Raw genomic sequence first — 12,649 nt, forward strand, 5'->3', positions numbered from 1 at the left:
CTTCGAGTCCGCGGGTGCGCTTGCGCTCGTCAACGAATACTCAGCGTCCCAAACCCGTGCCGGGTACGGTGTTCCTGAAGAAACGATGTTGCGATGGCGATGGGCTATAACGTGGTCAGCAGCGCCGCGATGACCGAAAACCCATTGGTGCGAGCTTACGACGTTGGCAAGCGTCGTGAAGCGAGCCCGGCACTCAGCATGGTCCGGGAATCGTCGGTGACAGTGGCGAGCGGCGCGAGCCGCATCCCGTTTGAGAGATCGAGTCCTATACGACGCTTCCCATGGCGCTGCCATTCATCAACGATCGCGAGACAAACGATGGCAATGCGCAAGCGGGAAGACGGTCCCGAAGTGTTTCCGAACGCAGCGGGAATCGATATAGGTAGTTCGAGCCACTGGGTAGCGGTACCCAGGACCGCGGACGATGGGCCGGTGCGAGAATTCGGCACGATGACCGACGATCTGAACGCGATGGCCGACTGGTTGCTGGCGTGCGGTGTCGATACGGTGGCACTCGAATCGACCGGAACCTACTGGATACCGGTGTACGAGGTGCTGGAGCGGCGCGGGCTGGCGGTGTGGCTGGTTGACGCGCGGCAGATGAAGTACGTACCGGGCCGCAAGAGCGACGTGCAGGACTGCCAGTGGCTGCAGAAGCTGATGAGCCTGGGGCTGCTGCGGGCGGCCTGGCGCCCCGGCGACGAGGTCTGCGTGGTGCGCGCGGTGGCACGCCAGCGCGAGGTGCTGCTCACTGAACAGGGCAGCTGGGTGCAGCGCATGCAGAAAGCGCTGGTGCAGATGAATATCCAGCTTACCGAGGTGCTGAGCGACATCATGGGGACGACGGGACAGGCGATCATCCGCGCCATCGTCGCGGGCGAACGCGATCCGAAGGTGCTGGCCCGCTTTCGTCACGGCCGGATCAGGCGCAGCGCCGACGATATCGCGCGTGCATTAACAGGCAACTGGCGCGAGGAGCACCTGTTTGTGCTCAAGCAGGCGCTGGCGATGTACGACGACCTTGCCCGTCATCTTGGCGAATGCGATACCCGCCTGCAGACGCTGGTGGACGAGCGTGGCGGGCACCACGTCGACCTGGGCAAGGCGCCGAAGGCCGGCACCAGGCTGCGAATCAACTTTAACGAGCGGCAGAGACTCGCCAACTGGGCGGGCGTCGATCTCACACGCATCAACGGCTTGGGTGTGTCCACCGTCCTGACACTGCTGTCCGAGATCGGCCCGGACCTGAGCCGCTTTGCCAGCGTCAAGCAATTCTGTTCGTGGCTGGGGCTGACACCCGGCACAAAGATCAGCGGCGGCAAGGTATTGTCCTCGGCCACGAAGCGCTCGGCCAACCGGGCGCGGCAGGCGCTCAAGATGGCGGCCATGACCCTTTCCCATAGCGACTCGGCGCTGGGCGCGTTTTACCGCCGCCTGTGCGCCCGCATGGACAAGCCGCGCGCCAACACCGCAGTCGCACACAAGCTCGCGCGCATGGTGTACTTCATGCTTACTCGCGGCGAGGCCTTCGTCGATCAAGGGCAGCAGCGCTACGAAGAGCAGCAACACCAACGAAGTATCGCTGCCCTCAAACGTCGCGCCGCCAAGCTTGGGTTCCGCCTTGAATCAGTTCCGGTGACAACGTAAAAGCTACCGCCGAATAGCTTTTGTTTCTTGAGAGGGTTCGCCGTCGCACCGGCTCACTATATTGCCTTCGCAGGGCGTTGTCACGTTCGCGCGACAGGTTGCCCACCTGATCATGGACCGAAGCGAATCGTTGTAGTTGACGCACTGACTTGAAGCGGCGCATCACTTTCTCGCGTATCCGCGTTGGCTGGTGCGAGTTCTCCGCCCGGTTGTTCAATCCTTTGTGCTGGCGGTGTTCGACGTTCAACCCCAGATCCTTGTTCGCTGCGGCGTAGCTCTTGAGCTTGTCGGTGATCAGTACACGCGGGGCGCGCCGTGCTGGTCCACCGCACGCCACAACCAGTGCTTCTTGCCGTTGATGGTGACCACCACTTCGTCGAGGTGCCACTTATCGCCGCGGGCCAACGCGGTAGAGCGAATACGCCGGGCAATGCCCAGGCCAAACCTCACCGACCAGCGCCGCACCGTCTCGTAGGTCAGATCGATGCCGCGCGCGCCCAGCAGTTCTTCGACCATGCGCAGGCTTAATGGGAAACGGTAGTACAACCACAGCGCGTAGCCGATCACGTCGGGCGGGAATCGGTAGCCGGCATAGGAAATGGTGTCGGTGGCAGGTGCGTCGTGCTGCAGGGCGGCTCGTTTCATATCAGAGATTGTCGCCGGATCTCCGTCAACCTGCCAACAACGTGACAGTACCCTTGAAAGACAAGCGCCGATACAGGCGATCGGCTGGAATTGTGCGCCATCAGCAGTTCCAGCCAGTCAAGCAGGAAGAAGTCAGACTCCGATACACTCGTTCGCTTTTCGCATCGCGTGACATAGGCCGGTCTCAACGGCAAACCGCGTGTAAGATCGTTCGAATACTGCCACCGTGGCCGATTGCTGTAATTCGAACGCCGCTTGCTTCATCCGTACGAATGTGCATGTGTTGCCGGGAGACGATGCGATGCGCGTACTGCTCGTCGATGATCACGAACTCTTCAGAGCCGGTCTCGGACTGCTCATCAAGGAGCTTTTTCCGGATGTCGAACTGCTGCATGCGAATACGTTATCGCATGGAGTCGATCTGGCGATGACCGAGCAGCCAGACATCGTTTTTCTCGACCTCGAACTCCCTGACGGGCACGGTTGCGACGCGCTGGTCCGGTTGAAAGACGCACGATCGTCCTTGCCCGTGGTCGTCGTATCGGCTGATGAAAGCATGGAGACGGTCGGTCGATGCCTCGAACTCCGCGCGATGGGCTACGTGCCGAAATCGTCGTCGCCCGAAGCACTCCATGCCGCGATCGTTGCCGTGCTTTCAGGCGGCGTGTTCTTGCCCGCGGCGAGCATCGCCGGGCTGAGGCGCGCGATCGACATCGCCGGGGCACCGGCACGCGAATCAGCAGTAGCACAGCCGACGAACGGCGGCGCCGACCCTTGGGACGCTCCGCTCCTTGGACTCACGCCGCGTGAGTACGAAACACTTGCGTGGCTCGTACGCGGGCTCCCTTCCAAAGCCATCGCGTCGAAGATGGGGCTCGAAGACATCACAGTGCGCAAGTACATCAGTCATCTGCTTGCGCACTTCAACCTGCGGCGCCGCACTGAACTCATCGTGATGCTGGCCGACAAGGGCATAACGCTCGGGACGCTATCGGTCACTGATCCTTCGCGAGATCGAGACTCGCCTTCCGATGGGCCGCAACGAACCGGCTGATATTCGCCACCAGATCTTCCGGTGCCGAGGACTAGCGCAGCGGCACGAATGGCTCCGGAAAGTCGCGAAGCACTTGAACGGAGAGTAACTCGCCGGTGATAAATGCGACCGGAATAACGCCCGCCCACGCGAAGTGACGCCTGATCCGATCGGCAACCTCCTTGCCGGAGGCCCCATCGCGCAGCCGGATATCGGTCACGATGAGATCGGGAATGCGGCTATCATCGGCGAGAATGGCTTCAAACCCGGCCATCGACTCCGCGGCCTGCACAAGCGAGCCCGCGCTCGAGAAAAGGCGTCGCAGGCCTTCGAGGACGGTTGGTTCGTCGTCACACAGCAGCATGAACGTGCCGTTGAGAATATGGCCCGCTTGAAGAGTGACCGCTCGGTCTCGATGGACGGCGGGGCCACTCGTCGCCGCGCGAGTCTGAGATCGATTCCCCGCAACTGGGCCGTCTGCCGGTATTGCTCGAGCACCTCGGTCAACAGGTTGGGCGTATTGACCGACGTCAGGCGGGGAACATACGAGCCCAACTCGCTATAGTCCTGGATGTCCTTGAACATGTCGAGGATGTCGGACGCGGTCTCCTGGATGACGTCGAGGTCGCGTTCCACCGCGCGTTCGTCCCTGATCCTCGTCCGGGCACTGCGGATGAAAAGGTTGATCGCGGCGAGCGGCTGCTGGATGTCGTGATACGCCGACGAAAAGAACCGCTCCTTCTCCTTGACGAGTTCCTGCATGCGCTTGTTCTGTTCGTTGACTGCACGCGACGCAGCTTCGACGCGCGCCTTGGCCGCGCGCAAGTTGCGCTGATACATGAATTCGCGTCTTGCCGAACGTTCCAAGGGAATACTGACAACCAGCCCGATGGCATATGTCAGCGGCACGCTCGTGCCGTGCGCAATCACCGACGACAGGTGCATGCCGAACCTCTCGCCCGGAGGCTGGAGGTAGAGCATGAGCAGGTAGCTCGCGACGCAAAGCCCGACCAGCCACGCTGCCGTGATCGCCCGAAGCCGGAAAGCCATGAATATCGTGAACAGGGTAAGCGTCAGGATCGAATAGTGTTCATGCCACGGGAGGTCAACGATCTGCAGCATTCTGAGGGTGGCCAACCAGGCGCTGAGCGTCCACATGCAGAGCAGCCCGACGGCCCAGCGTTCGTCGAGTGCGCGCGGGGTCCACAACAGGACGGCCACGCCCATGCCGATCGCCGCAGCGGTTCTCACGAAAATGAGTTCGTTGTGGTGCAGGTAGGTGGGATCGAGTATGTCGAGTCGCCCGAAATCACGGATGGAAAAAACGATCCATAACGCGGTGAAGATTGCGATGGCCAGTCTTCGCTGTCCGGAGAAGCGCTGCGCGTAGTCCATCCGGAACGCACGTTCCTGAGCCGCCGATCTGAACCTGCGCACACCCAGAGGCCCGACGATCTCATGGCGATACTCGATCAGGAATGTCGCCGTCCGCGGATACGGCCGCGTGACATTCAAACAGAATAGCAGGACGTCATTCGAGTCCGAACACACAAATGTAGTGCTACGAATGTGCCTGTCTGCTTCCGGATTCCCACATCTTTCGCAGCTCGATTTCGGGCGCTCGCCTACCTACGTGGGTGTCGGCGGCGTGGGCTGTCGTCGAAAATCAATATGACAGCGCCGGGAAACGGGAGTCGAGAAATCCTGCTTGCTGGCAATTACGAGGAGGTTGTCATGAAATCAGTCGTTATCGCGGTTGCCGCAGCGTCGGCGCTTTCCTTCCCTCTTTTCACGTTCTCTCAGACCGATCCGACACCGACACGTGCCCAGGTGCGGGCGGAGCTACAGCAGCTCGAACAGGCCGGGTATGATCCGGCCAAAGGCGAGGATGCGAGTTATCCGAGCGACATCCAGGCGGCGGAGGCACGGATATCGACCCAGAGCCCAACCGCGTATGGCGGCGTGCCCTTCGGCTCATCGACGTCCGGTTCCCGCGCGGTCGTTCGCCCCGCCTCTACCGAAGACATGAAGCAACTCTATTTTGGAGGCGAGTAGTACCTTCCCCTTCTTCCCGCTGTGGTGTGCCACATCGGAACCGCTGCTTGATCAATCGCGGAACGACTTGTGCGCCGGAAATGTCAATCTTCGGCGCACGCCGGAACCCGGGAGCGGTTGCCTCCCTGGTGCCGCGATCCCAGCGACCATTGCCTTGCTGCCGGGTTTCCCGATTGTCCACGAACGGGCCGGAACTGACCGGCGAGCTTCCGTAAGCGTCCCACTTCTGCCCCTCGACCGACGGTATCTCAACGGGAGCTTTAGCTGGCGGAGCAGACAGTCGGAAAAGTCGTTCGGAGGGAGGCACGAGCGATGCGCTGGCGTGGGCGCTACACTCATATCTGTACTCCGACTGCGATGACGATGGAGACGGCGAGGACCCACAGCTCGATGGCGGTGAAGCGGGGGTATCCAATCTTTTTCATCGTCTTCCTCTCCTTATGCCCCGCAGCCTGAACTTCATTGGGCATTCCTGGCCGGCAAGTACCTGCTCTGGCCGTCGTCGATATGCAACAAATCGAGGGCTTGTACCTCAGCCGACGTTGAAACCTCGGCCCGAGGTCGAGGTCGACGCGCCGTACCTGGCCGGGGTCTGCGCCTGTCTACCGGTGGCAGGCGCTTTCCGCCGCTCGCTGACCGCCCGGTAAAAAAAAGCCGGCGGAAGCCGGCTTCGAAGGAGGTTCCGTTTTTCCCAGGGGTGGGAAGGTAGGAACCTGAGGAGACTCATTGTGTCAACGCGTTGGCCGGGTGATGTCCTGCAACTGTTCACAAGCGTCCAAACTAAGCCCTGCCGATTCGATCCTCGCCTCCTACATAACAATCGCACCGTCCATGGAACCATGATATGCGGATGGTCCCAAGACGGCCATTCTACGAACGGTTGCCGCAGTCGTACGTGAGCGTCGGGCTCTTATACTCGTGTATATCATCGAGACGATGAAGCGGGCCGGGCGTCGAACAAACATATCGCAGTACAACAAGACGGAGCCAGCCTGCCCGAGCCGCGGGTACTGCGGGGTAGCAGACGTCGGAACGTCTGCGCGAAGGTGCCGACCAACGTCCGTAGCTGGCCGGCCTCTGCCGCTTGGACAGTCGCGATATCGGTATGCATGGTCCAGCGCAATTCCATTCGGCGTTGATCGGGTCGGCCGAGCGCCCTTACTCGCCCTTGCGTGCACCGAAGAGCGGCAGCATCCAGAATGGTTTGAGCCACTGCGCCCAAAGGGGCGCGGCCTCATGCGGAATGCCCCGTTCGGCGTTCGACGGCTCGCGAGCGAGCAGTTGTACAAGTGTTGCTTCCGCTATCCGGCGCCCCTCCGCAAAGCTCATAAAAGCCGGCACCAGTGCGTTGAGTGCAATCGGATCCGCGAGCAGCCCACGCAATGTCTGCTCGTCCATCGCTTCGAGCTGCAGTTCGTACTCGATTTGCAGCGTGCTTTGCAATTCGGCCAAAGTCAGCATGTCCACCTCCCGGTTGATCGACGAAAATGGTTCGAAGCTTCTTCGCGCATACCGCCTGCATAGCTCGCCATTGACGATCGGAAGCGGCCGCAGAGGTCTCCACCATGCTGCGGCCCGAGCGCATGCGTGCTGCGTATCCGTTCCGTTGGTGAATAGTATGGCGCATTTGTGCAGAGCAGCAAATATCATTTTCATGCCGGGTCGCACTCCAGTTGAAGAACACTTTCTGATCAACATTCAAGGGCTTACCCGCATACCGGTTCACAATGTTGAATCAAAAGTGAGACTGCTGCAGCGCACACAAACGCAGTATGTCTTTTTCGACATTGTCCGGACCGCAACGGCTCCCAACTGCGCCTCACCCGGTGCGGTTCACCTCAAATCCGCACAGTCGTACCTATTTACCTAACCTCCCTTGTGACCAGACGCGTGCGCGACAATCTACGGTATGTGAGGCAGGATACGCACTGAGCGGCAGTACCCGACATTTAACGACGAGTATGGGGGCGCTGAACCCGCAATCCTTAGCCATGGTCCAGGCCCGTCTACTCTCTGTTGGGTCTGGCTGCGAACTCTTTTCGAAGAACCCGTGGCGGCGAGCACCGATTTAACGTCGGCGGGAATACGTCGGCGGAAGCTTCACGTTGTTTGCTGAGTTAGCTCAGATGGACCAAGCCCACGGACATCGAAGGGAAAACCGGGGAACCGATTTTCTCCGCATGCCGACAAGAGACCCTCCTCCCGCGATCGTCGGCGTTCATGCGCTGCTCGCCGACGCGCGCCTCAACCAGCTGACGCGTACCGACCCTCAACCGCCGTTGGGGTCGCACCGCGGCCATCGGCGGCTCTCGAGGTGCAACGGCCGTCGACGAATCGAAACGATCGGCGCGTAGTCGGCCCGTGCCGTCGCGGTCCACCGCGTACCGTCAGTACGCACGCGATGTTCAACTACATCCTGAAGGTGCTGTATGTCGGTTGCCAGTGGAAGAATTGCACATCGCGAAGGACCAGTGCAGACGCTCTGAGACCCACTACACGCATCTATCGCGCCTTCCGGCGCTGGCGGCGCCGACGGCTGTTTCGACGCCCTTTTCGAAGGCTCGCTGCTCAGGCTACATCAGGACGAGCGCCTGGACACCCGTGTCATCCGTGGCAATTAGACAACGAGCTCGTTCAAGAAGAAGGACTCCCTAAGTCAGCAACCTATATAAGAGAGCAGGCGAGCCGCCGCGCAACCGACTACCTTTTGATGAGCCGCCTGACGGCGAGTCGGACAGACTGCGGGAGCCTGGAAAAAGCCCCGCGGGAGAGGCGATACAAAACATATCTCGTCATCACGCGGATGATCTTCTTGTCGAGGGTCAAGGAGTTCAGCGTGGTTTTTGGAAAGACCTCATAGTCGGACGGTTGCCCAAAGCCCAAAAACATCGAGATCTGGTCATTCAACCGGGTGATGAATTCGGTGTTGACGATAATCGGCTCGGACCTTTGGATTTCGCTGTCTACCTGGAGGAAGACGCTTTTCCTGACGAAAGTCTTGTTGTTGACGGGCCTCGCTCTGTGTATGCCGTATGTGTTGTAGATCAGCAAGGAGCCACTGGGCATCTTGAAGCTTCTGATCGCGGACTCGTAGTTCGCTTCGATAAACTCGTCGGTAAAGTCGCTATATGCCTTTTCGCCCGACCAAAGGTGAGAGCCTTCGATATATTGAAACTCGCCATCCTCGACCTCCGAGACATAAAAAATAAAGATGATTCCCGGAATATGAGCGAATGCTTTGTCAGTCTTGTTGTCGGTGTGCCACTGCATATGGTGTCCACCATATGTTTCATAATAGCGCAGCGCTTTCAGCCGGAATTCGTTGCCCAGATATCGCTCGCAGATTTTGAGCACTAACGACGAGGTGGCAAAGTTGTAGAAGGTCTTCGAAACTGCGAGAAGATTGGTCAGGTAGTACTGTTTCTCGGAGTAGACGCCGCTGATGGCGTTTTCATTCAGCCCAATTCTCGTTTGTGTCGCGTCGCGCTCGATGGTTTTCAGCGTGTATTGCGATATCGCCGAGGGGAAGGCGTAATATCCATTTTCATTTAGATCGCTGACGATCTGATCGATGTCGACAGAGAGAAACTCACTGCAAAATAATGCTGCTTCATTTTGCTGGTCACCGGCCCGGACACGACGTGAGCTTGCCGGTGTCCCGTCGACGCTGATTTTAAGGCTGCAGCCCGAATCGTCAATATTGAGGGGCGCGCTTGCCATTGCTTTCTCCCATGGTTTTTTCGACCTCTCACTGCCCGTTTGTCGAATCGAAATGGATAAATGGATGCTAGTTGCAGGGACGTCGTCGAAATCGCGGAGTCGGAAGACGACAAGATTTTGGCCAGCCGAGACCCGAGGCTGCGCCAGTTAGCGAAAAGATCACGAGCCGTGATCTCTGATCGTCTCCCGTTTGTGTGACGAGAACCGCGCCTGGCGCCGCGAAGCCGAAACCGGAGCTGCGGCAGCTGAAGAGGCACCGGCGCGCGCAATCGCATCCCCAAGCTTGCCGAATGGCAGTTTGGGGTCGAGTTTAAGCATTCAGCGAGGCCACGGTAGCAGCCGTTCGAAGTCGTCGCGCGGTGAATGGCCGATCTGGAGCGATGGGCGGATGCGTTAGCGTCGATCGACGAACGTTGGCAAAGGCCGAAACGCAGCGTTCGACTCTGCGAAATGAATGGCCGTTTGCTGAGCGGAGCCGACTTTCGAATGTCCCAGCTATGGTGCGGGCGAATGACGCTTCATGGCCGACTCCAGTCCACGATGCTCACTGCCCACGCTGCGCAGCAGGAAGATGGGTGGTGTTCTTCCAGGTAGACGAGCGCAACCTCTTGTGGCGCCGGGGCTGACTCGATGGCCCCGGGCTCGCCGCACGTCACATCATTCCGCCGTTGCTGCCCGTACTCCCAGTGCCGGAAAAAGGTGCGGACGTCGCTGTAAGCGGATGGGCGAGACCCGCCGCGGACAGCAGCGAGACGGCGGCCTGGTCGGGCATGCCATTGGCGTCGAGAGCCCCTGCTGCCGCTAGCGCGCCCAGGTCGCTGTCGACACCTATTTGGCCAACGGTAAAGGATGTCGTTAGAAATGCCGGTGCCGTCAGCGTGACCGCATAGCGCTGCTGTAGATTCGTGACGACTGCCGATTGCGCAGCTTGCACGTCGGCCTGGTTTGCCAGCACCTCCTGGAACTGTGAGTTGGTCGGGAAGCCCGCTATCAGACCGCTCTCGCTCGTGCCGAGTTGCGAAGCGATGTAGACAAACATCAGTTCGGTCTCTGGCGTCGTATTGAAGGTGCCGCCGGCAAATGCCACCGAATGCAGGCCGATGCCACCAGAGGTCACGGTGAGGATGCAGGGAGGCGTGGCATTGAACGTAATCGCGTAGTGTCCACCGCCGTCGGACAGCGTGGAGCCCGAGCCCTGCACACAACTGAAGCTGACCGTCGCGCTGGCGACCGCACTACCGGTGGCGGCCGTGCCGGATATAGCGACGGTTGGCGTCACGTTTCCGCCACCGCAACTGTCGAGGCCGATACAGGCGTTTCCGCCGCAAGCGGCGAGCGTTGCGAGGGAAGCCACGCAAATTGCAGCCAGCGCCGGACGAACGAAACACGCGTAGTGAGTGTTCATGGTTGCCTGCCGTTGATAGATCGGGATGGGGCAATCGGTTCCACGGAACGGACCAATGCTACGTACAATTTTAGCGCCCCATGCCTGGAGACCGTTCTACACGTCAATCACATTCGCCGGTGTTATCAACTGCTGAACGGTGGCTCGTCGGCTCGCCGACACGCGAAGGTCGACCCGCAGCGGCCCGTCGACCCAGCGCGACATATAGGGCGGCTTCCAAGGTACAACGGACGTTCGTTGACTCGACTTTTCCTTGTTGAATGGCTCATTCCGAGGGAACAACGGCCACGGCTTCCTGCGTCACCGCGCATTGTGGCCCGACGGTCTTGGTCCGCCGGCAAAACCCTGTTGCGACCGTGCGCAGCGGAGGCATCGCCCGAAGTTGGCCGGCAGCATTGGCCGCGGACGGCCGTCGAACCGGTGGTAACCCGTGAGCTGCCTGCACCGCGTGCGTGGGCGCTTCGATGCGCACGCGGCGGCATCGAGTCCCGAATTGCGGTCGACACACGTCGGGGTGCCGCAACGCGTGTGGCCGTGAGGTGATTTTTGCGGCGGCTCGCGTCGCGGCGATCAGGCGCCGGCACTGACCACCCTCGCCGAACACGCGTGCCCGAATGACTACGACGACGCCGTGCATGGCTGAACCTTCCCGACGTCGCGAGCTGCTAGCCATCAAGCGGTGCTCCGCTTGAACACGTGATAAAAATTTCGGTGCGGTGTCGTGAATTCGAAATTTCTTTGCTTTACGTAGGCATCGAGCCAGGACTTGACGAACGCGAGCAGCGTGGCATCGACCACGAAGCCATCGCCATACTCCTTATACGGCGTGTCAAGCGCGTAGACTCCGGCGTTGGGATCGAAGAAATACAACGACCCACCGCGGCTACGATAGAACGCGATCGCATGCTTGCCTTGCGTGCATTCGACCTCGATGATGACCGCCCTGCCTTTGCGGAGGTTTTCCCCAGCTTCCGCAATGGTCTTGTCGTCAAGTCGGTTGACACCGCCGCCGGGCGCCGGTTCCTGTGCGATATGAATGTCGTCTTCCAAGTCTGCTTCTACGAGCCCCAGTTCGCGGGCGACCGTGCTCACCGGTCTGCCGCTGTAAGCGTTTTGCGTCATCGCGGCAGCCAGCATGGTATCTGCGTTGCGCGGACCGCTTTTACCCTTGTCGATCAAACTTGCGAGCGGGGAACCCGCCGGCGGCGAAATACCTTGGCTCATGCGGCTGACTGGATTCAACGGATTGGCGAACCGCTTCGTCGTCGGGTGCAGCAACGGACCGTCCTTGTTCAGAATGCCGTTGGAGGTGGTCATTTTTTCCTTGACCCAGTTCAGCACGGCGCCCATACAAACACCATGGGCCAGACTTTCCGAATAGTTGCTGCCCATCACGTCTCGATTGATCTTCTGAAAAGAGTCGCTCTGAGCAAACTTGTACTCGCGGCGTGCATATTGGTTTAGCGCACTGAAGTCCATTCCCATTGTGTAACTTCCCTTCGGCTGAATGCGTGGCTGATCAAAAGCGGGGTGAGCGTCTCAAACAGCAGAACAACCGGTGCGCGCGTTTTATTCCTGTGCCGAGCGGATCTTGTCGGCTGCGTGACGTTCGACGTCCGATGTTCACCAGCAGAGCGAGCGCGAGCGGCGATCAACGCGGCTCGGCGAAGCAAAGACAGTCGAACGCAACGTACGCGAACACCGCTGCTGCGATCAACCGCGAATGGCCGGTCAGCTCAAGCAGCTTCGTGCCGGCTGTAGCGCAGGCACTGTACGAAAGCCATGCCAGACCGGGCATCATCGCGGCGGCGACCGTAGGCCGATCGGACGTCGAATCGCGCCGCACGACGCCGCGTGTTCGCCCAGACGTGCCTGCAGTCAGCACGTGGCCGGCATGTCTCGATCGATGACGACGCCGTCGCCTCGGCGGCTCGCGAAAAACTCACGCGAATGCAGACATCCCCTCTTGACCACAAGGCAAACCAGCGAGCGGCGGGAGCCGGCGCGACGTCCGATAACGGCCTGGGAGCGGTCGTTGAACTGTTTCTCATAGGCCGAAGTTGATCGGCTGAAGATGGGCCGATCTTTGCCGGCGACGCGATGCTCGCTATCATTCTTTCGGTTCCTCAGCGCAGTTCGAGTTG

Annotated in this window: 9 protein-coding genes and 1 pseudogene; 3 read left to right on the forward strand and 7 right to left on the reverse strand. The window is 60.1% G+C overall.

Translation table 11 applies throughout. The features are described 5' to 3' along the window. The first annotated feature begins 318 nt into the window (after positions 1-318). Entirely contained in the window at positions 319-1,647 is a 1,329-nt protein-coding gene (locus HDG32_RS24975) for an IS110 family transposase (protein ID WP_184071579.1), read from the forward strand. On the opposite strand, the pseudogene HDG32_RS24980 reads toward HDG32_RS24975, so the two are convergent. Then, positions 1,589-2,292: pseudogene (locus tag HDG32_RS24980) on the reverse strand (transposase). The gene HDG32_RS24975 and the pseudogene HDG32_RS24980 sit on opposite strands and share 59 nt — an antisense overlap. 301 nt (positions 2,293-2,593) lie before the next feature. Between HDG32_RS24980 and HDG32_RS24985 the strand changes: the two are divergent. Beyond that, entirely contained in the window at positions 2,594-3,346 is a 753-nt protein-coding gene (locus tag HDG32_RS24985; RefSeq protein ID WP_184071530.1) for a response regulator transcription factor, read from the forward strand. Between the two features lie 31 nt (positions 3,347-3,377). Here the strand turns inward: HDG32_RS24985 and HDG32_RS24990 are convergent, their stop codons facing one another. Further along, complete coding sequence (locus HDG32_RS24990; protein WP_260336589.1) at positions 3,378-3,650, reverse strand: response regulator; 273 nt, start codon at positions 3,648-3,650, stop codon at positions 3,378-3,380. Continuing rightward, entirely contained in the window at positions 3,542-4,720 is a 1,179-nt protein-coding gene (locus HDG32_RS36670; protein WP_260336586.1) for a HAMP domain-containing sensor histidine kinase, read from the reverse strand. The genes HDG32_RS24990 and HDG32_RS36670 overlap by 109 nt, the downstream gene beginning before the upstream one ends. A 339-nt stretch (positions 4,721-5,059) precedes the next feature. Between HDG32_RS36670 and HDG32_RS24995 the strand changes: the two genes are divergently transcribed. Further along, positions 5,060-5,380 carry a DUF4148 domain-containing protein gene (locus HDG32_RS24995; protein WP_184071534.1) on the forward strand — a complete coding sequence of 107 codons (321 nt, stop codon included), beginning with the start codon at positions 5,060-5,062 and terminating at the stop codon, positions 5,378-5,380. Between the two features lie 1,158 nt (positions 5,381-6,538). Here HDG32_RS24995 and HDG32_RS25000 read toward each other — a convergent pair. The 4 genes from HDG32_RS25000 to HDG32_RS25015 all read right to left on the reverse strand — a co-directional run bounded on the left by HDG32_RS25000 (position 6,539) and on the right by HDG32_RS25015 (position 11,990). Then, positions 6,539-7,036: a hypothetical protein gene (locus HDG32_RS25000; protein WP_184071536.1), complete on the reverse strand. Its 498-nt coding sequence runs from the start codon at positions 7,034-7,036 to the stop codon at positions 6,539-6,541. A 1,044-nt stretch (positions 7,037-8,080) separates the two neighbouring features. Beyond that, complete coding sequence (locus HDG32_RS25005; RefSeq protein ID WP_184071538.1) at positions 8,081-9,100, reverse strand: phytanoyl-CoA dioxygenase family protein; 1,020 nt, start codon at positions 9,098-9,100, stop codon at positions 8,081-8,083. Positions 9,101-9,752: 652 nt separating this feature from the next. Beyond that, positions 9,753-10,505 carry a hypothetical protein gene (locus tag HDG32_RS25010; RefSeq protein WP_184071540.1) on the reverse strand — a complete coding sequence of 251 codons (753 nt, stop codon included), beginning with the start codon at positions 10,503-10,505 and terminating at the stop codon, positions 9,753-9,755. A gap of 672 nt (positions 10,506-11,177) precedes the next feature. Then, positions 11,178-11,990: a hypothetical protein gene (locus HDG32_RS25015; RefSeq protein ID WP_184071542.1), complete on the reverse strand. Its 813-nt coding sequence runs from the start codon at positions 11,988-11,990 to the stop codon at positions 11,178-11,180. Positions 11,991-12,649: the final 659 nt, after the last annotated feature.

It is taken from the genome of Paraburkholderia sp. CI2, assembly GCF_014201055.1.
GTDB lineage: Bacteria > Pseudomonadota > Gammaproteobacteria > Burkholderiales > Burkholderiaceae > Paraburkholderia > Paraburkholderia tuberum.

What these genes read in the sequence shown, in the direction of transcription:
- HDG32_RS25015 (WP_184071542.1), bottom strand. Translation starts at nt 11,990, where the DNA reads ATGGGAATGGACTTCAGTGCGCTAAACCAATATGCACGCCGCGAGTAC.
- HDG32_RS25010 (WP_184071540.1), bottom strand. Translation starts at nt 10,505, where the DNA reads ATGAACACTCACTACGCGTGTTTCGTTCGTCCGGCGCTGGCTGCAATT.
- HDG32_RS24985 (WP_184071530.1), top strand. Translation starts at nt 2,594, where the DNA reads ATGCGCGTACTGCTCGTCGATGATCACGAACTCTTCAGAGCCGGTCTC.
- HDG32_RS36670 (WP_260336586.1), bottom strand. Translation starts at nt 4,720, where the DNA reads ATGGACTACGCGCAGCGCTTCTCCGGACAGCGAAGACTGGCCATCGCA.
- HDG32_RS25005 (WP_184071538.1), bottom strand. Translation starts at nt 9,100, where the DNA reads ATGGCAAGCGCGCCCCTCAATATTGACGATTCGGGCTGCAGCCTTAAA.
- HDG32_RS24975 (WP_184071579.1), top strand. Translation starts at nt 319, where the DNA reads ATGGCAATGCGCAAGCGGGAAGACGGTCCCGAAGTGTTTCCGAACGCA.
- HDG32_RS25000 (WP_184071536.1), bottom strand. Translation starts at nt 7,036, where the DNA reads ATGAAAATGATATTTGCTGCTCTGCACAAATGCGCCATACTATTCACC.
- HDG32_RS24995 (WP_184071534.1), top strand. Translation starts at nt 5,060, where the DNA reads ATGAAATCAGTCGTTATCGCGGTTGCCGCAGCGTCGGCGCTTTCCTTC.